This window comes from Paenibacillus sp. J22P277 (assembly GCF_059383675.1).
This window is the reverse complement of the sequence record NZ_JBXENS010000005.1, coordinates 479962-498657: the sequence shown is the minus strand read 5'-3', so window position 1 is coordinate 498657 and position 18696 is coordinate 479962. Positions and strand designations below refer to the sequence as shown.

The following is an 18696-nucleotide window of genomic DNA, read 5'->3' as shown; positions in this document are numbered from 1 at the left end:
ATTATTTATTCTATACATATTAAAAATATATGTAGTCGATCGGTTTGTCAACCCGTTCTCCGACGCGCTTCGTATTCGCGACAAAAAAACTCCCCGTGCGCTGGCAGGCATGATGCTTTCGCCTGTTTATCGCACGGAGAGCTTGCGGTCCGTATTATGATTGCGCCAAGTATCTGCCCGTGATCGACCGCTCCGCATGGACGATCTGCGAAGGCGTGCCTTCGAACACCACCTGTCCGCCCTTGCTGCCCCCGTCCGGACCCATATCGATGATCCAATCCGCTTGGCTGATGACTTCGAGGTTGTGCTCGATGACGATCACCGTATTGCCGGCATCCACGAGTCGGTTCATGATCTCCTGAAGATGGCCGATATCCGACATATGCAGGCCTGTCGTCGGCTCGTCCATCACGTAGATGCTGCCCTTCTTGTGCAATTCGCTGGCGAGCTTGATGCGCTGGCATTCCCCGCCCGAGAGCGTGCTGAGCGGCTGGCCGAGCGTGATATAGTTCAGCCCCACGTCGCTCATGGCTTGCAGCTTGCGCGAGATTTCTTTCAGTTCGAAGAACGCCAATGCCTGCTCCACCGTCATCTCCAGCACGTCCGCGATCGACTTGCCGTTCAACTTGTACGCGAGCACTTCTTCCTTGAACCGTCGGCCTCCGCAAACCTCGCACGGCAGCTTCACGCTGTCGAGGAAGGCAAGATCGGTATACACGACGCCCAGCCCTTGGCAGTTCTCGCAAGCCCCTTTGGAGTTGAAGCTGAACAAGCCTTGATTGACCTTGTTCGCGGATGCGAACGCCTTGCGCACGTCGTCCATGATGCCCGTGTAGGTTGCGGGATTCGAACGAGTGGATACGCCTACCGCCGATTGGTCGATCACGATCGCATCCGAATGCCGCGCGAGGAAAACGTCGTTGATCAGCGTGCTCTTGCCCGAGCCGGCGACGCCCGTAACGACTGTCAATACGCCGTTCGGAATATCCACGGTTACGTTCTGCAGGTTGTGCAGCGCGGCATCCTTGATCTGCATCTGGCCGGACGCCGGTCTGCTCGCTTCCTTCAGGCGGAGCTGCCGCTTCATGTGGTTGCCCGTGAGCGTCCCCGACTCCAGCAGGCCCGGGAAGCTTCCTTCATACATGATGGTGCCTCCGCGGCTGCCGGCATGCGGGCCGACGTCGACGATATGGTCCGCCGCCTTGATCACGTCGGGATCATGCTCGACGACGATCACGGTATTGCCTTTGTCGCGCAGCTTCTGCAGCAGGGCGACTAACCGGTGCACGTCGCGGGGATGCAGGCCGATGCTGGGCTCGTCGAAAATGTACGTGACGTCCACCAGACTTCCGCTCAGATGCTTCACCATCTTGACGCGCTGCGACTCGCCGCCGGAGAGCGTATCCGTCTCGCGGTCAAGCGTCAAGTAGTCCAGCCCGATGTCGACCAGATGCCGCAGCCGCTCCGTCAGCGACTTGATGACCGGCGCGGCAACGGGATCGTCGATCTCCCGGACGACGCGGATGAGCCGGCCGACCTCCATGGAGGACAGCTCCGCGATGTTGAATCCGCCGATCCTGCACCCAAGCGCGGCCTGGCTGAGCCTCGCGCCGCGGCAGCTGGAGCAAGGGCCTTCGGAGATGAACGGCGCGACGATTTTCTGCGTGCGCTCGGACTTCGTCTTCACGTCCTGCTTGATGTACTTGTTGGCGAACTTCTCGATGATGCCTTCCACGGTCACGTTCATTGCCTTGCCGGCGAAATCCATCTCCACTTTCCTCGCCTTGGCGAACAGCAGCCGGTCCAACTCGTCTTCCGCATAATCGCTCAGCTTCTTGTCGAGGTCGTAGGAGCCCGCCTGCACGGTCATGTTCCATTCCCAGCCGTTCACCGCATAATCCGGCAGCAGGATCGCCCCTTCATTCAACGACTTCGACATATCCAGCGCCTTGTCCATGTCGACGCCCAGTCTGCGGCCGATTCCGTTGCATTCGGGACACGTGCCCTGCGGATCATTGAACGAGAACAGGTTTGCCGCTCCGATATGAGGCTGGCCTGCGCGGGAGAAGAGCAGGCGGAGAATGGGCGAGATATCGGTGATCGTGCCCATCGTGGAGTGGGAACCGCCGCCGAGCCGCTTCTGATCCACGATCACGGCCATGCTCAGGTTCTCGATCGCGTCCGTGTCCGGCTGCGGCACGCGGGGCAGGAAAGTTCGCACGAATATGCTGAAATTCTCGTTCAGCAATCGCGTGGATTCCGCCGCGATCGTATCGAAGACGATCGAGGATTTGCCGGATCCGGATACCCCGGTGAAGATCGTGATCTTCCGCTTGGGAATGCGCAGGGACACGTTCTTGAGATTGTTTTCCCTTGCGCCGGAGATAACGATAAATTCCTGATTCGATTCGCTCATGCTTCGCTTCCTTCCGATCATGTTTTTTTCGGCGGTCGCATATCGGCCTGATCCCTATGCGCTCCGCGCGTCTTGACGCGCCTAAACCGGCTGCACGATTTCATGCAGCCGGTTTAGGCGGGTTTCGGGGTCAAGCCGGTTCCCCGATCGTGCTCGTTCCGTCGGCCTGAAGCTATTTACGCTGGCGATGCGATTAGAGTTCCAGCGCTTGTTCGAATCCGCCGAACCAATTGCCCCAGCCGTACCGGGCGCCTTCGAGTGCTTGCACGGTAGAGAAGCCCGTCTGTTCGAGATGAAGGTTGACCTTGCCGTTCCCGTTGTCCTCCAGCGTCCAGGTGACCGTGTGCGTCTCCCCTCCGCTGGCAAACGTATACGACAACCGTTTCGGCTCGTCTACGACAAGCACTTCGCCGCTGATGATGCCGTCCCAATATTCGGACGGCTCCGTGCGGAACTGAAACCGATGTCCCACGACGGGCTCGAAATCATTTTCCATGATCCACTTGGCAAGCTTCTTGGAATCGGTCAATGCGGACCAAGCCTTCTCGATCGAAGTCGCGTACTGATAATCCATGGACAAGGCTAAACTCATTCTTCTTCCTCCTCGAATAAATGCTTCAAGCGCAGCATGTTGGTACTCCAGAACTTGCTGTAGAAGGCTACCCAATCCTGAATCTCCCGCAGCGGCGCGGCGTTCAGCCTGAATCGCGTTTCCCTGCCGACTTTACGGTCGAGCACCATTCCGGCCTCTTTCAGGATCGCCAAATGCTTGGATACCGCCGTGCGGCCCATTTGAAACTGGGCCGTCAATTCATGAAGCGGCAGTTCCTCCGCCTCTGCCAGCAGACGAATCAGCCGGCGTCTGGTCGGATCCGCAATCGCGTCGAACACGTCCCGCAACTGGTTGTCTTCGTTCACAACACCGTCTCCTATATACTGCGCGTTCGCATGCAGGTTCTTCATGATCGATTCAAACGTTCCGATGGACGCGTTAATCATCGGACACCGTTTAGTGTCTATTCAATTATAGGTCACCGTTTGGTGTCGTGTCAACTGCATCTTCATGGCGCCGGACCGCTTTAGCTTATCGTCGGGACCATTCCCCCGTCCATTCGGATCGGAGAGCCTTTGAACGCGGCAGCATAAGGACTGCATACGAACGCGGCCAATCTGCCGATCTCGTTCGGCCGGATGAACCGCCTGATCTCCGATTGAGGCAAATTGGTCCTCATGAATGCCTGCTCTTTCTCCTCAAAGGACATATCGTTCGTAAACAGGCCCTCGATGATTCGATGCACGTTTTCGGAGAGCGTCGGGCCCGGCATGATCGCGTTGACGGTCACTTCCGTTCCGGCCGTCAGCTTGGATAAGCTTTTGGACAAGGACAACAGCATCGATTTGGTCATGCTGTACTGCGGCATTTGACCGGAAGGCATCACCGCCTCCTCGCTGGCGATAAAGAGGATCCGGCCGCTGCCGTTTTTCAACATGCGGGGAAGATAATAACGGGCCAACCCGTTCGCGGCCAGCACGTTCGTGCGGAAGTACCGCTCCCAAACGTCGTCGTCGGCGTTCTCGTACGCCATGATCTCGTAGATGCCCGCATTGTTCACGAGAATATCGATGTCGGGGAACTTCTCGAATAAAGCTTCTCTTTGCTTCGAATCCGCGATGTCGGCGGCCGCATTCCGGGGGTCGGTGTCCGGAAATCGTTGTTTGATTTCATGCGCCGCGCGTTCCGCCTCTTCATGGTTGCGCCCGTTGATCAGGACATGCGCGCCTTCCCGGGCAAGCTCGATGGCAATGGCTTTGCCGATCCCTTTCGTCGATCCGGTTATGAGCGCAAGCTTGTTCGTTAATCCCATCTCCATCTTCGATCACTCCTCGCGTGTCTGCTGCAGCCGTGCTGCATAGGGATTATCGTACCTTGTCCGGATCGTTCGGTAACTAGCCTGCCGCGCCATCGTTCTTGCCGCACGCGCCAAATCAACGATTCGTCGCATCTTCGTGGCGAGCCGAATGTTCGGAACGCCAATGGGCCGGCGTATCCCCTTCCCATGTTCGGAAGGCGCGGTAGAAAGAGTTCTGATCCTCGTAACCGAGCAGAAATGCAACTTCCTTGATTTCGAGCGAGGGGTCCTGCAGGTACGCCAACGCCTGCTCGTGCCGCGCTTCCGTCAACAGCCGCTTGAAGCTAGTGCCCTCGTCCGCAAGACGGCGCTGCAAGGAACGATCGCTCAGTCCGAGCTCGCCGGCGACAGCTTGTATATCCAGGCGTCCTCCCGCCAAGCCGCGTTTCACGATCCAGTCGACCGTCTCGATCACGGAGCGGCCGCGCTGCCGTTCGTCCAACGTCCGGTCCAGCGCGGGAGTCAGGATCTCCAGCAGCTCTTCGTTGTACGAGACGAACGGGAGATCCAGATCTCTACGATGCAGCGTCAACCGGTTGCGCTTCGCGCCGGTCAGAACCCGACCGCCGAAGTATGCTTCCAGCGCCTGCACGTCTCCCATGGGTTGGGAGAACTCGACAAGCTTCGCGGTCACGCGTCGCCCGGTCCCCCGGCGGCCGAGCTCCAGAAGCGTCGCCAGCGTGATTCCGGCCAGCACCGGCGGACCGGGTTGCCCGCCTGACTGCCAATTCAGATCGATCGTGCAGTTCTCGCCTTCCTCGGCGATCATCAGACGCTCGGGAGGACACATTTGTTTATAGCGAGCCATTCGGGACAGCGCGTCGCGATAATCGCGCGCATGGTATGTCGCCAAGACGGACGGCGGGTACTGCGCGGTATCGTATGCGGTGGATAACCGAATTATGGCCTGGGCGACATCCGGGGAGAGATTGGCGTATGCCTGCCAGAGCGCGAAATAGTGCGCCGAGGAAACGCCTGCCGGCTCGTTCACGACGGCGAGCGGCAGGCCCGCACGGCGAATGACTTCATGCGCCGGCAGCCCCAATTCGCGTAATCCCGCCCAGAATCCCGGCGGGATCTTGATGCGGTCAGCGACATGCGTTGTCATCTGGACGTCCTCCTTGTATGGGTCGCGCCGCAACCGGGGCGGCATTGCTAACAGTATCCCCATGCTGCGGTCGATGCAGGTATGTGCCATTATACTTGCCCGACGCGTCTTATCGCAAAAAGTCCCGGCAAGCAAGTGAACGTACGTTTCCGGACGGTGTCGCTTTGAGCGTTCCGCCGTCTCCGGGATCCGCTTACGCTTCCGGCTGCCGCAGCCGAAACCGATACCGGTCGAGACCATCTTCTTGGCGATTAATTGGAGGCTACGGCAAAAAAGAAAAAAGCCGCGAATTCGCGGCCTTCTAATGACGATCCTATTCGTAGCTGACAAACCCTATTCGCGGCAACCGCGGCAGGAATGCGCGATGCGGAAAGCTTCGCGTTGCCCCGATGGCGATACCCCGCCCATGGCGATCCCCGCCCGTAAGGGGCGGTCCGCTCAAGTAGAGGGCGGCCCATATACCTCGAAACGCCATAACGAATAGCCGTACGCGGATCCCCGCTTCAAGCCGAGGATGCGCACATACCTTGCGCTCTTCGCCGCGAACGCGATATTGTCGATTCCGCCGTCGCCCGCGGCGGTCTCGTAAACGTCCGTCCACGTCTTGGCATCGCTCGATACCTGAATCTTGTACGCCTTCGCATAGGCCGCTTCCCAGCTCAGCCACACGCGGTTCACCGTCTTGACCCCGCCGAGATCGACATAGATCCACTCGTTGTCGGTATACCTCGATCCCCAGCGCGTCGTGCCGTTGCCGTCGACCGCGTTCCCGGACCCGAGCGAGGTCATCATCGACGAGCTGGCTGCGGTCGGGCCGCTGACGGCGAGATCCTTGCCGTACAGGTGGACGTTCTCCAACCCGGCGTGCGCCTGCTTCATGATGGCGACCATGTCCGCATAAGGCTGATCCTGCTGATTGACGAGTCCTACGTTATAGCTTTCGGCGTCCGCGCGTCCGGTGACGGGCTGATCGTAATAGGCGTACCAGCCAGAGCCGACGAACAGCGGGCTTTCCGCCTGGCTTTCCGCGAATGCCCGGTACGCTTCTCCCCGCTCCGCGATGCCGGCCGTCTTCGTCGGGGCGCTGATGTACGACAGTCCGCGGTCGGACATGCCGAAGGAATGCTCCAAGTTCAGCAGCGGCTTCCCGAACGATTCGTATTCGTCGATCCAGCTGCCGTCCCGCGTATAGCTGTCCACGGAGAAGGCGTCGACGTACGGCATGGCCCCCCGGTCCCAATCCAGGCTCGTTCGCCAGGTAGGGACGATATTGGAGCCGAGGAACAAGTGATTCGGGTCGTATCGCTTGAGGATGTCGCGGATCATGGCGTAATACGTGCCGGAGGCCAGGGTGATATAGCCCGATACGTCCGCGGCGGGCACTTTGGCGATCGCGATCGGCGTGTTCTTGAGCGCGTCGAACGAGGCGGCGTTCGTTCCGAGCAGCTGGTTGACGGTCGCGAGATTGCCGCCGTGCCGCGAGGCGAGATAATCCACGAAGGCGACCTTCGCCGGAGAGTCCGCCCGGTACTCGAGCAGCTGCTTGACGATGTCGGTCGTCCAGCCGGCTTCGTTATCGTACGTATAGCCGATGAGCCATTTGCTGTTGCGCGCGTTTTGCAGCTGCGCCTTCAGCGCGTTCTCGATGATCGGGGCGGTCTGAGGATCGAATACGTCGTACGACCATAGGATTCTTCTCAGGTTCGTCGGGTCCTGAAGCACCTGAACGTAAGGAAACGCGACGTTCTTCGGCTTCGTCCACTTGCTGAAGGCGTTGAAGCCCCAGGAGATCAGACGCTTGCGCGTGATCTCCTCCCATTTGGCCTCGTAGTCGCTGCCGTATTTCTTGATGGCGTTCGCGACGATGAAGCTGACGTATTCGCCGTTCTCGTCCTTGGTGTAGGCCGGACCGTAGAGCGACTTGTCGGGCAGCTGCTCGAAGATTTGCCTCGGCGTGCCGTCCGCCTTAAGCGTCGGCGTCCTGTACCCGGCATCCCATAAGCTGGCGGCGTCCACCCCCTTTAGCAGGAAGGGATAGCCGTCCGGCGTGACGAACCACCATTTGCCGTCGATCCGCTGCAGCCTGAAGAACCCGGTACTATCGTACTTCCCGATGCGCTTGACGCCGCCGTAGGGATCGTAGAGCGCCGGGTCCAGCGCGACGCTCGCCAGGGCGGCGGCCTCGTCCGCGTAATTTTGCCGCAGCTGCGCGTCGGAGGCGATCTTGCCCGGCCAGGCATCGTTCATCCATTGGCCGAACCGGTCCGCCAACAGGGCGTCCTTGTTCAGCTCGCCCTTCAGCTGCTCCGCCGTGAAAGCGGGCTTCGGATTTTGCCCCGGCGTGCCGGTGCCGCGCGTGATCTCGACTTCCGTCAGCGGAATATGCTGAAAAGCCTGGGTGCGCGTGATGTCCAGCACGATGAACCTGGCCGTCTTGCCGGCCATCGGCACGACGACCGCGTAGTTCAATCCGGTATCCTGCCTGATATGCCGCGTCGCGATGTAATAACCCGTCGCCGCCTCCGGACGGTATTTGACGGTCAAGTCCTTGAAGCCCCAGTATTTATTCGGGGAATTCAATACCAGCCGCAATTGGTCGAGGGGATAGTCCCGGAGCAAATCGATGACCACGTGCACCGTCGCCGGCGACTTCGCTCTCCCCATCCAGCCCGCATAGGCCTCGGTACCGTCGTACAATACCCCGTTCGCCGAAGCGATCAGGCCGGTCGCCCGCAGGTCCGGAGAATTGCCGCCGTCCGGAGCGGCGCTGTATACGTAATTGCCTGTCTTGAGCATCGTCCCTTCACCTCGAACTTGATCGAATGGAATAAACGCCGCCAAGGCGGCCCATGCCGTCATGAACGCCAACAAAGTCCTAACCATTACCCTTACCCGCATTTTCATCCGTTCTAACCTCCTTTCTTCCCTTATCGTCCCCGTCACCGGATATCCTTAGGAATACGATCCGAAAATTCGCCTAAAAAGGAAAAAGGTACCTCGGACCCAATGACGCTTAAGTCCGAGGTACCCCTCTGTCCGGATTAGCATTCCCGGCGCGTTTCATGCGAGCCTGCTTCTCGGGATCGACGCGGCATCCGTCGCCGGTCCCGCCCGCGAAGCTTTACTCCGCTTGCCGATTTCGCCAAGCCGACTGTCCCATCAGGTCGCGCATCGCGGCCACATAGGGGTCTTTTCTCGCCCGAAAAAAAAGGCGAAGAGGCGGTTGACTTCAAAACCGCCTCAATGCTATATTGTGTATGCACAACATACACAATATTCGGAGGAGGCATGACATGCTGGCATTGGACGTTCGAAATTTAACGAAGCATTATCCGCGTTTTCAACTGGATAACGTATCGTTCCAACTGGAACAAGGCTATATCATGGGCTTTATCGGTGCCAACGGGGCGGGTAAAACAACCACGATCAAATCGATCCTGAACCTGATTCATACCGACGGAGGCGAGGTCCGGATTCTGGGCAAGAACATCGCCGAACACGAAATCGAGCTGAAACAAGAAATCGGATTCGCTTTCGGAAGCATCGACTTTTATACGCGGAGCAAAGTGAAAACCTTGACCGACGTCATCAAGAAGTTTTACAAGAACTGGAATGAAGAACTCTATTACGGCTATCTGAAACGATTCAAATTGGACGAAACGAAAAAGATTGCCGAATTGTCCACGGGCATGAAAGTGAAGTACAATTTGGCGCTTGCCATGTCCCGCGGCGCCAAGCTGCTCATCCTCGACGAGCCTACGAGCGGACTCGATCCGGTCGCAAGAGACGATTTATTGGATGTTTTTCAATCGCTGGTGGCGGACGGCGAGATCAGCATTCTTTTCTCGACCCACATCACGTCCGATCTGGAAAAATGCGCGGATTTCATCACCTTTATCGATAACGGACAAATGATCAAAAGCGCGGACAAGGAAGCCTTCGTAACCTCCTACCGCTTGCTGAACGGCAGCGAAAGCCAGCTGGGCCGGGTGAAGGATCGTTTGATATCGTACAAAACCAATTCATTCGGCTTTACCGGATTAATCCGTGCCGAGGACTTCGACCCTTCCTCCGATATTAAATCGGCCACGCCGAATCTCGAGGAAATCATGATCTATTACGCGAAAAAGGAGGATGCGCATGTATAACTTGTTGATGAAGGACTTGAAATTAGGCGTGAATCCGATGTACTTCATCATGCCGCTTTTGACAGGCGCTTTGATGTTCGTTCCGGGTTGGATTTATTTCCTCGTGCTGTTGTATTTTTGCTGGATTACGATACCGAATATGTTTGGCGGCTTTCGATCGCAGAACGATTTGATGTTCACCGCCGTGTTGCCCGTAACCAAAAAAGACATGGTGCGCGCAAGAGTATCCGTCATCGTCATCCTGGAATTGCTGCATATCGTGATCGCCATGATCTTCGGCATGATAACGCTTCGCTTGTATCCGCATCTGACCTACTATTTCTTCGCGCCGCACATGGGCTTCTGGGGACTGTGCTTCGTCATGCTCGCGCTGTTCAACCTGATCTTTATTCCGATGTATTACAAGACGGCGTATAAATACGGCGGAGCGGCGGTCGTATCCATCGGCTTTGCGATGGTATTCGCCGGCGTCGCGCAGTGGCTGGGCATCCAGAGTTCACGTATAGCCGACATTTTCAACGGTGACGGCGCAGACAATGCGGCGCTGCAGACTTCCATCCTGATCGGAGGAATCCTGATCTTCCTCGCTCTCACAATGATTGCTTATCGAATCGCGGTCGTACGATTTCAGAAAGTGGAGATTTAATGAATATCGCGATTACAAGCAGCAGCGAGAAACCGATTTATCAGCAGCTGTTCGAACAGATCAGCGCCCAAATACTGAAAGGCGAGTTGGGGAGCGGTTACTGTTTGCCGCCGATTCGCCAAGCGGCCCAAGAGCTTCGCATTAGCATCATCACCATCAAAAAAGCGTGGGAAGAGCTCGAACGATGCGGTTTGATCCATACGGTGACCGGCAAAGGATGTTTCGTGGCCGAATTCTCGCCTGAGGAGATGCTGCGAATACGCAACGAAATGGTCATGAAGCAAATGGCGATCGATACCTCCTACTACAGATCCTTCGGCCTGACCATGGATGAAGTGTTCGAGCTGTTGAAGAAGGTGTATCCCTCTTGAACAAGGCGCTGCGGTTCGTTACTCATTTCTGAGCAATGCATACGGAAAGGTTGGGAGAGCAATGAAAAAAGGCGATAAAACATTCTTCATCGGGGCGTTGCTGCTAGTTGCCGGGATCGCATGGGCGATTACGATGAGCAGCATTGGTACGATTGAATGGATTTTGCTGTCGGTAGGCGTCGTAATCGGCATTTTGGCGGGGATAATTCAAGGGTGGGCTATCGCTCAAAAAGAACAAGGAAAAATCGGATCTGGCAAGCGGATCCTCTATGTGGTTGGAACGCTTATCGTGTTTGTCGCTCTGAAAGTCACCTTGAATATTATGTTTCCGTCGCATATAGCCACGGATCAGATCGGAATCTGGCTGTCGATTATGTTTGCCGTCGGAGGCCTGTTCGTCGGGCGCGCTTTGTACGCCTCGCCGATGAAATCGGTTAGCAGGGCGTAATGTTCGACTGCAGGCAGCCTAACACTACCCGCGCTGTCGCAGCGCGGGCTGAATGAGTGCCCTGTTCGATTGGCGATGCTGTTAATCGACGGCCGGAAAAGCTTAGGCTTCAGGCTGCAGATGCAGCTCGAACGGCGCGTCGCGGTCGCAGGTCAGCAACCCGTCAACTACGTCGAGACGCGCCGCCTGTATGGAGGAGCGGCGCGTCCGGTAAACCTGCTCCGCCTGACCGGCCGGCGCCGCACCGCGATCCGGATGCGTGAAATAGAAAATCCACGCTTCGTCGCCTTGCACGACGACGTCGGCATGCTGCCCGATCGCGCCGTCTTCCTCCCGCGTGCCGGGCGTGTCCAGGATCATGCCGGTTCGCTCCCATACCGTCAGATCGTTCGAGCGGAAGACGCCCTGGCCGCACCACTCGTCCACGATCATCCAGTAATGGCCCTTGAACCGGAAGACGTTCGGCCCCTCGTGCGGCCGCTCCGCGATGACCGGCCCGATCGCCCGCCACGCGTAGAGATCGTCGCTGTCGGCCGCATACGTGAACGAGCCGTTGGCTTCGTCCTTGTACCACATCCGGAATCCGCCCGCTGGCAGGGCATGCACGCAGGCGTCGATCACCTTGTCCGAGCCCAGGCAAAGCGCGCCGTGCCTCGTCCAAGCCAGCAGGTCCGAGCTCGTGTAATGCAGAATCTCCCGCTTATGCCCCGGCCAATTGTCCGGCACGCCTTGAATATAGCTGACATACATATGGTATCGCCCGTCGTGCCAGATGATCTCGGGCGCCCAGAACGTGTTGCGCCCCCACTCGAAATCCAAGCCTGGCAGCGTGCCGCGGTACGTCCAGCTGCCTCCCCCGTCCGCGGACGACGCGACGCCGAGGTCCGTGCCATGCACCCAGGCAAAGCCCGGCCCTTCCGCCGTCGCCCTTCGGTTCGTGTAGATCATCCACCATTCGGCAGCCTGCCGGTTCCAGATCAGGACCGGGTCGGCCGCGCCGTCTTGGATCGGATCGCGAAATAACGGTGCCTTTGTCATGATCGCCCTCCATTTTTCTCCCTCGATTTCAATTTGATTGCCGCTGCGGTAACGCCTCTTCCGTCAACCCTTCACCGCGCCGCCCACGATCCCCTTGACGATCTGCTTCTGCATCACGATAAAGAAGATGAAGATCGGGATCAGCACGATAACCGTCAGCGTCATGAACATCGGCCAGTTCACGGCGAATTCTCCCTTGGCCTTATAGACCTGGACGACGAGCGTCGCCTTGTCGCTCGAATTGAGAAACAGCATGGGCGCCAGAAAATCGTTCCAGATCCACATCGTCTGATAGACGATGCTCGTCACGGTAATCGGCTTCAGCAGCGGGAAGATAATGCGCCAAAAGATCCCCCACACGCTGCAGCCGTCGATGATGGCCGCCTCCGACAGCTCCCGCGGAATCGTCCGCATGTACCCCATCATCAGGAAGAAGACGAATACCGCCCCTCCCATGTACAGCACGATCAGCCCCCACAGCTTATTGATCAGATGGAAATCCGTCATCAGCTCGAACAGCGGAATCAGCGTCGTCTGGAAGGGAATGAGGAAGCCGGCCAGCAGATACGCCATGATCAGCCGGTTCATGCGGTTCTCGTTATACACGATCGGGTATGCCGCCATCGCGCCGATCAGCACCATCAGCAGCACGGAGACGACCGTCAGGTACAGGCTGTTGCCGAAGCTGCGGAAGAGCGGCGTTTCTTGAAACACGTTGACGTAGTTGGAGAAATCCCAGTGCTTCGGCAGGGCGAGCGGGTTCATCGCCGTCTCCTGCTGGCTCTTCACGGTATTGATGACGATCAGGTAGAAGGGGAAGAACATCACGGCCGAGATCGGCAGCATGACGAGATCCAGCAGCCAGTTTCGTTTCAAGCGATCGCTCATAACATCCGCGACTCCCTTCTCTGCATCCAGGTGACCTGAAAGTACGTGATGGCGAGCACGATCAGGAAGAAGACGATCGCCATGGCCGACGCCAATCCGTACTGCGTCTCCGAGATGCCCCGCAGCACGATGACCTGCGTGATCGTATGCGTCTCGAAGCCCGGTCCGCCCTTCGTGAGCGCGAACGGAATCTCGTATACCTTGAGCCCGCCCGTCAGCAGCAGCATCGCGCTGACCGTCATCGCCGGCGCGAGCAGCGGAAGCGTGATATGGCGGATGATCTGCCGGCGGTTCGCGCCGTCGATCGCCGCGGCTTCGAAGTAATCCTTGGATATGCCCTGCAGGAACGCCAGATAGAGCACGGCATGCCAACCGGCTGCCGCCCATGCCGTCACCAGGATGGTCGACAGCTTCGCGAGCGTCGGATCGGAGAGCCACGGCTGGGCGCCGATGCCGAACAGCGTCTTCAGCAGCTTATTGAGCACGCCCGAGGAGATCGGCGATAGGATGAAGCCCCAGATATAGGCAAGCAGCAGGCCGCTTGGAATCGACGGGAAGAAGAAGATCGCCCGATGCAGGTTTCGCGTGGCGAAATTCCGGTCCAGGATCAGCGCCAGCGGAATGGCGAGCACCGTGATCAGAACCGAAGTGGCGATAGCGTAGATCAAGGTAAACGAGATCCCCGACACGATCGCGTCGTCGTAGAAAATCTTCGCGTAGTTCTTCAAGCCGGTGAAATTGTACCCTTTGGCGTAGCCGTTGAAATCGGTGAAGCTGAGCACGAACGATTTGATAAGCGGGTAGATGCTGAATACCGTATAGAAGAACAGAATCGGTACTAGAAACAACTGGAACTGGACTTGCTTCATCCATTTCATCCGCGCGGATGCCTCCTCTCGAGCAACGGAGAGCACGGGGAGCAACGGGGCAGCCCCGTCGCCCTCCTCCCCGTACGCGTTATTTGTTCTCCATTTCCTTCAACTTCTTGTCGAGCGTCTTCGCGACCTCCCCCGGCGTGCCCTTGCCGACGACGAGATCCTGCAGCGAGACGACCGTCTGGTTGCGGAGCGCCTCCTGATAACGCGGCCAGGCGACCATCGGCAGATACACTTTGCCCTTCAGCAAGCCTTCCTTGTAGGCGGTCTCGATGGACGGGTCCACCTTGCTCTCGTAGCCCTGCGCGGTAATGATCGCGCCGCTGCCTTCCTCGAATTTCTGCAAGCCTTCCCGCGACGCGACGTACGTCAGGAACCGCATCGCTTCTTCCTTGTGCTTGGTCTTGCTGTTGATCGCGAGTCCGACGCCCGGCGCGCCGGCATACCAGCTTTCTCCGGCATTGAGGCCGGGTACGGGCGCCATCTCGAACTTCAGGTCCGGATTGGAGGTCTTGAGCGTGTTGATATTCCACGGGCCGCCTTGGAACATGGCGACGTTGCCCGTCGCGAATTCGTTGACGATCTGATCGGCCGTCAAGCCGATCATGTCCGGCGTGACGATCTTGTTCGTGACCAGCTCGTTCCAGTGCTTGAGCGGCTCCGTCCAGCCCTGCTCGAAGGTCGCTTCGCCGCTGAAGATCTTCTGGTCGAACTGCGGATCCTTCGACAACGTGATGCTGGCGTACAGCGCGCCGAGAATGGAAGGCAGATCGCCGACGTTGTCGTAGATCGGGATGATGCCCGCTTCCTTCAGCTTCTTGCAGGCGTCCAAGAATTCGGCCCATGTCTGCGGAAACGAGTCGATGCCGGCTTTGGCGAACAGATCCTTGTTGTAGAAAATGCCGCCTACCCAGCCGGTCTGGGTATACGCGTAAGTCTTGCCGTCCTTGCTGAGCATCGGCTTGTTGCTCTCCAGCATGCCCGTCATGAACGGCTCGTTGGTCAGGTCGAGCGCATAGCCGCCGTCGATGATCTCGTTGCGGTTCTCGGCCGCGATGACGAAGATATCGGTCGCCGAATCGGACAACAGCATCGTCTGCAGCTTGGCGATGTAATCCTTGACCGGCGGCGTGTTCTGAAAGTCGAACGAGATGTTCGGGTTCTTCTTCGTGAAATCGTCAAGCAGCGGCTTCATTTCCTGCTCGTTGTTCCACGAGAGGAAGCTCAGCTTGACCTTCTCCCCGCTCGTCCCCGCGTCCGTGCCGCCGTTGCCTTCGGCGTCCGTGTTCCCTCCGTTTGCCGCATTGCCGTTTGCGGCGCCATTGCCGTTGCCGGCGTTACCGTTCCCGCCGCATGCCGAGACCAGCAGCGACAGGCACAACGTCACCGACAGCGCGAACCATACCGACCTTCTCATATTCAAGACCCCTTCCTTGTCATGTAAGTGCTTTCAATAGATATTGTAAGCGAAGCCGGCGGGCGGGTTAATTGATATCGTTGCGCGCATTCATGGCAATCGTTGCGCGTCGGTCCGAGACGGGCTCGCCTCTGCCTGGCGGAATTCTTTCGGCGATACGCCGTAGTGCTTCTTGAAGGCTTTGCTGAAATGGCTTTCTTCGAGGAAGCCGGTCCGCTCCGCGATCCGCGCGTTTTTCCAATCGGTTTCCTTGAGCAGCGCCGCCGCCTTCTCCATGCGGACGCGCGTCACGTAATGCCAATAATTTTCGCCGAACGCCGACTTGAACTGGCGGCTGATCTGGAACCGGTCGATGCCGAAGCGGTCGGTCACGGCCTGCAGCGACAGGTCATGATTGCAGTGCGCGTCGATGTATCGCTTGATGCCGGCAAGCGGCTCCGCGGACCGCGCTCCCTTCGCGCGGCAATCCCTCTCGAGCAGCTCCGAGAGGACCAGTTCGATCTCCGCCAGCGTGCCGTGGCGATCCGTCCATTCCGTCAGGGAAGGGAAGGTCTCGTCGTCGCCGTCCGCCGGCGCCGCCAGCCGGCCGATCAGGAGCCGGAAGCGGTACGTCGACTGGTACGCAAGCGCCGGCTCGACCTCATGCTCGCGGAGCAGACGGAATAATGCCGCCAGCTCCTGACGGAACGCGGCAGGCGGATAGCCCTCCAGCAGCTTTCGCTCGGCCGAGCGTTCCATCTCCAGCAGCCGGCGACGATGCTCCGGCCCGTCTTCCAGGACGATACTGCCGTACGCGTGAAGCGCGCCCGGCAGGTAGAAGCCGCGCCGCAAGGCGGCCCTGCTCTGTTCGACCAGGCTCGGAATGTCCCGGCATTTCGCGCCGATCCCGCTCAGCCCGAGCGAAGCCGCCGGTCCGCAAGCCTGCCGCATAATGGATAACCGTCTCTCCGCCCATTCAGCGATCCGCGCTTCGCTACGCTCCCCGGACGTGCCTACCAGCATGATCCGTTCCGAGCCCGCGCTCAGCCGCGGCAGCGGCACCGTCCGAACGTCGCCGCCGGCCGGGTCGTCCGCCCCGTCGCCATGCACGGCGATTGCGGCGATCCGCTCCATGCCGAGCGCGGCGAGCGCGGCCTCGATCCCGGCCCAATCAGGCTCTTTGCCCGGTACCGCCAGCACCGCTCCGGCCGCGGCGTCGGCCAGCCGTTCCTTCAATCCCTCTCTCGCGTCGCTCGCGAGCTCGGCCATGATCGCCCTCAGCCGATCCGCGTCGATCGGCTTCAGCAGATAATGGGACACGTTCAGCCCGATCGCTTCCCGGGCGTACTCGAACGTATCGAATGCGGACAGGATCACCGTTTTCGGCTTCGCCCGCAGTTCCTTGATCGACCGCAGGACGTCGAGCCCGCTGGCAAGCGGCATCTGAATGTCGAGAATCAGCAGATCCGGCCCGAAGTCCGCCGCATGCGCCGCCGTTTCCCTTCCGTTATAGGCATGCCGGATATCCGTTATGCCGAGCGACGGCCAATCGATCATTTTCTCCAGAAACCGGTGCACCGATTGCTGATCGTCCGCTATCAACAGCTTCATGCCGCTCCCTCCCGTCTCTCGTCCGTCGTCTCGGGCAGCACGATGATGATCCGGGTGTACGCCCCTGCCGCCGAGCGCACGCGAACGCCGTAATCCCCGCCGAATTTCAACCTGATTCGCTCATGCACGTTGCGCAGGCCGATGCCCCCCTCCGGATCGCCTTCCCGCAGCCGGCAAACCAGCGTCCGCCGTTCATCGCCCGTCATGCCCTTGCCCGTATCCTCGACGCTGACGCATACGCCCTTCCGCGCGCGCTTGATCGTTACGGTGATGCGGGCACCGTCCGGATTCTCGCCGAAGCCGTGCACGATCGCGTTCTCGACGAGCGGCTGGAGCGTCAGCTTGACCGTCCGGCACCGCAGCACGTCGGGCTCCGGAATCCGGTATACCACTTCGATCCGGTTGTCGTATTTGATGTTCATGATGTACAGGTAATCCTGGATATTCTGCAGCTCGCGCTCGAGCTCCACCAGCTCTTCAGCTTGCTTCATCGAGTAGCGAAGAAGAGCGCCGAGCGACAGTACAAGCCGGTTCGAGTCCTCCGTGTTGCCGCAGACGATCTCCGTCTGCAGCGCCTGCAGCGTGTTGAACAGGAAATGCGGATTGATCTGGGCCTGCAGGCTCTTCAGCTCCGCTTCCTTCATGGCGATCGCCGATACGTAATTCTGCTTGACGAGCTGCTCGATCCGCGCGACGAGCTCCTTGAACTTGTTGCCGATCAGGTTCAGCTCCCGGTAACGAAAATTTTTGGCTACGACGAACAGCGAATCTTCGGCCATGCGGTCGATCGTCTGCAGCAGCCGGGTGAACGGGCGAGAGAGGCGAACCGCGATAAGAATCGCGATCAGCACGTTGAACATCAGGCACAGATAGAGCGTGCCGATCAGATTGCCGCGCAGCGGATCGGATTGCGCCTTCAGCACCGCCATCGGTATCGTCGAGATCAGGCGAAGCTTGCTTTCCGACGTCGCGTGAAAGATGACCAGCCGCTGCTCCCCGTTGATCCGCGAGACGAAGCTGCCCGAATCGGCGCGGTAGATCCGGTCGATCCCCGGGAAAGCCAGCTTGCGGCCGATGCTGTCCTGATCCTTGTGCACGATGATCGTCTGGTTGTCGTCGACCATGAAAATCGTTTCGCCGCTCTGGTAGGAGCTGAGCTCGAATTGCTGGTTGATCTTGGCCAGATCCAGATTGGCGATGGCCGTCCCGATCGTCGCGCCGAAGTAATCCCGGATCGGAATCGCGATGGAGAGCGTGTTGCGGTTATATTTGGAATAATTGCCCGGCAGGTAATAATCCATCTTGTGGACGCCGAGCGTCAGGAAACCTTTCTCGGGCTTCACGCTTACCGCCTCCCGGAACCAGCGCTGCGTGTCGAACCTGTAATCCCACTGCAGCGTCTTGCGGCCGTCCAGGTTGTTGACGTAGCCGTTCTTGCCCAGAATGAGGATATCGCTGATCAGGGATTGGTAGTTCGCCACGCCGTAGGCGAGATCGGACAGGTTGCGCTCGTGCTGGATGATCTGGGCATACGTCAGCTTGAGGGACGGATTCATCAAGGAGATGACGGAGTAATTGCCGGCGAGCTGCACGAGCGGCCGCTTGGCCTCGCTCAGATTAAAGCCGAAGCCGAGCGCGGCCTGCTCCATGACCTTGTAGCTGGAGGCGGTCACTTCGCGCGTGATCGCGGCCGAGGAATCCCTGACGGTCAAATAACCGAGCAGGCACAGCAGCAGCATGTTGAGGCCGAGATAGGACAGCAGTACCTGGCGGATGATCGTGTTGCGCGCCATGGAGCGAAACGGAAGATTGCGCGTACGGATCAAGGAATCGGATACCTC

At 58.8% G+C, this 18696-nt stretch carries 16 protein-coding genes; 4 read left to right on the top strand and 12 right to left on the bottom strand.

Features of this window, described 5'->3' with window-relative positions; translation table 11 throughout:
* Positions 1–154 precede the first annotated feature (154 nt).
* From AC50YL_RS19330 to AC50YL_RS19305, 6 genes are all read right to left on the bottom strand, one after another.
* Positions 155–2416, bottom strand: a complete 2262-nt coding sequence (locus AC50YL_RS19330; RefSeq protein WP_494833997.1) for an ATP-binding cassette domain-containing protein — start codon at positions 2414–2416, stop codon at positions 155–157.
* A gap of 193 nt (positions 2417–2609) precedes the next feature.
* Positions 2610–3008: an SRPBCC family protein gene (locus AC50YL_RS19325; RefSeq protein ID WP_494833995.1), complete on the bottom strand. Its 399-nt coding sequence runs from the start codon at positions 3006–3008 to the stop codon at positions 2610–2612.
* Entirely contained in the window at positions 3005–3334 is a 330-nt protein-coding gene (locus AC50YL_RS19320; RefSeq protein ID WP_494833993.1) for an ArsR/SmtB family transcription factor, read from the bottom strand. The genes AC50YL_RS19325 and AC50YL_RS19320 overlap by 4 nt, the downstream gene beginning before the upstream one ends.
* Before the next feature lie 161 nt (positions 3335–3495).
* On the bottom strand, positions 3496–4287 hold the full coding sequence (locus tag AC50YL_RS19315; RefSeq protein ID WP_494833991.1) for an SDR family NAD(P)-dependent oxidoreductase: 792 nt from the start codon (positions 4285–4287) through the stop codon (positions 3496–3498).
* Positions 4288–4402: 115 nt separating this feature from the next.
* Positions 4403–5434, bottom strand: a complete 1032-nt coding sequence (locus AC50YL_RS19310; RefSeq protein WP_494833989.1) for a helix-turn-helix transcriptional regulator — start codon at positions 5432–5434, stop codon at positions 4403–4405.
* Positions 5435–5872: 438 nt separating this feature from the next.
* Entirely contained in the window at positions 5873–8338 is a 2466-nt protein-coding gene (locus tag AC50YL_RS19305; RefSeq protein ID WP_494833987.1) for a galactose-binding domain-containing protein, read from the bottom strand.
* Positions 8339–8727: 389 nt separating this feature from the next.
* Between AC50YL_RS19305 and AC50YL_RS19300 the strand changes: the two genes are divergently transcribed.
* From AC50YL_RS19300 to AC50YL_RS19285, 4 genes are all read left to right on the top strand, one after another.
* Positions 8728–9582, top strand: coding sequence for an ABC transporter ATP-binding protein (locus tag AC50YL_RS19300; RefSeq protein ID WP_494833985.1), 855 nt, complete (start codon positions 8728–8730; stop codon positions 9580–9582).
* Entirely contained in the window at positions 9575–10228 is a 654-nt protein-coding gene (locus AC50YL_RS19295) for an ABC-2 transporter permease (protein WP_494833983.1), read from the top strand. The genes AC50YL_RS19300 and AC50YL_RS19295 overlap by 8 nt, the downstream gene beginning before the upstream one ends.
* Entirely contained in the window at positions 10228–10599 is a 372-nt protein-coding gene (locus tag AC50YL_RS19290; RefSeq protein ID WP_494833981.1) for a GntR family transcriptional regulator, read from the top strand. Before AC50YL_RS19295 ends, AC50YL_RS19290 begins: the two co-directional genes overlap by 1 nt.
* A gap of 61 nt (positions 10600–10660) precedes the next feature.
* Positions 10661–11047, top strand: a complete 387-nt coding sequence (locus tag AC50YL_RS19285; protein WP_494833980.1) for a hypothetical protein — start codon at positions 10661–10663, stop codon at positions 11045–11047.
* Positions 11048–11149: 102 nt separating this feature from the next.
* On the opposite strand, the gene AC50YL_RS19280 is transcribed toward AC50YL_RS19285, so the two are convergent.
* The 6 genes from AC50YL_RS19280 to AC50YL_RS19255 form a co-directional block, all read right to left on the bottom strand.
* Positions 11150–12112: a glycosyl hydrolase gene (locus tag AC50YL_RS19280; protein WP_494834450.1), complete on the bottom strand. Its 963-nt coding sequence runs from the start codon at positions 12110–12112 to the stop codon at positions 11150–11152.
* A 36-nt stretch (positions 12113–12148) separates the two neighbouring features.
* Entirely contained in the window at positions 12149–12973 is an 825-nt protein-coding gene (locus AC50YL_RS19275) for a carbohydrate ABC transporter permease (RefSeq protein WP_494833978.1), read from the bottom strand.
* Entirely contained in the window at positions 12970–13851 is an 882-nt protein-coding gene (locus AC50YL_RS19270) for a carbohydrate ABC transporter permease (protein WP_494833977.1), read from the bottom strand. Before AC50YL_RS19270 ends, AC50YL_RS19275 begins: the two co-directional genes overlap by 4 nt.
* A 79-nt stretch (positions 13852–13930) precedes the next feature.
* On the bottom strand, positions 13931–15265 hold the full coding sequence (locus AC50YL_RS19265; protein ID WP_494833976.1) for an ABC transporter substrate-binding protein: 1335 nt from the start codon (positions 15263–15265) through the stop codon (positions 13931–13933).
* A gap of 90 nt (positions 15266–15355) precedes the next feature.
* Positions 15356–16855, bottom strand: coding sequence for a helix-turn-helix domain-containing protein (locus tag AC50YL_RS19260; protein WP_494833975.1), 1500 nt, complete (start codon positions 16853–16855; stop codon positions 15356–15358).
* On the bottom strand, positions 16852–18681 hold the full coding sequence (locus AC50YL_RS19255) for a cache domain-containing sensor histidine kinase (protein WP_494833974.1): 1830 nt from the start codon (positions 18679–18681) through the stop codon (positions 16852–16854). Before AC50YL_RS19255 ends, AC50YL_RS19260 begins: the two co-directional genes overlap by 4 nt.
* Positions 18682–18696: the final 15 nt, after the last annotated feature.

Bases quoted from the DNA above. Each gene is read 5' to 3' on its own strand.
- AC50YL_RS19330 (WP_494833997.1), bottom strand. From the start codon at position 2,416: ATGAGCGAATCGAATCAGGAATTTATCGTTATCTCCGGCGCAAGGGAA.
- AC50YL_RS19325 (WP_494833995.1), bottom strand. From the start codon at position 3,008: ATGAGTTTAGCCTTGTCCATGGATTATCAGTACGCGACTTCGATCGAG.
- AC50YL_RS19315 (WP_494833991.1), bottom strand. From the start codon at position 4,287: ATGGAGATGGGATTAACGAACAAGCTTGCGCTCATAACCGGATCGACG.
- AC50YL_RS19310 (WP_494833989.1), bottom strand. From the start codon at position 5,434: ATGACAACGCATGTCGCTGACCGCATCAAGATCCCGCCGGGATTCTGG.
- AC50YL_RS19305 (WP_494833987.1), bottom strand. From the start codon at position 8,338: ATGAAAATGCGGGTAAGGGTAATGGTTAGGACTTTGTTGGCGTTCATG.
- AC50YL_RS19300 (WP_494833985.1), top strand. From the start codon at position 8,728: ATGCTGGCATTGGACGTTCGAAATTTAACGAAGCATTATCCGCGTTTT.
- AC50YL_RS19295 (WP_494833983.1), top strand. From the start codon at position 9,575: ATGTATAACTTGTTGATGAAGGACTTGAAATTAGGCGTGAATCCGATG.
- AC50YL_RS19290 (WP_494833981.1), top strand. From the start codon at position 10,228: ATGAATATCGCGATTACAAGCAGCAGCGAGAAACCGATTTATCAGCAG.
- AC50YL_RS19285 (WP_494833980.1), top strand. From the start codon at position 10,661: ATGAAAAAAGGCGATAAAACATTCTTCATCGGGGCGTTGCTGCTAGTT.
- AC50YL_RS19275 (WP_494833978.1), bottom strand. From the start codon at position 12,973: ATGAGCGATCGCTTGAAACGAAACTGGCTGCTGGATCTCGTCATGCTG.
- AC50YL_RS19270 (WP_494833977.1), bottom strand. From the start codon at position 13,851: ATGAAATGGATGAAGCAAGTCCAGTTCCAGTTGTTTCTAGTACCGATT.
- AC50YL_RS19265 (WP_494833976.1), bottom strand. From the start codon at position 15,265: ATGAGAAGGTCGGTATGGTTCGCGCTGTCGGTGACGTTGTGCCTGTCG.
- AC50YL_RS19260 (WP_494833975.1), bottom strand. From the start codon at position 16,855: ATGAAGCTGTTGATAGCGGACGATCAGCAATCGGTGCACCGGTTTCTG.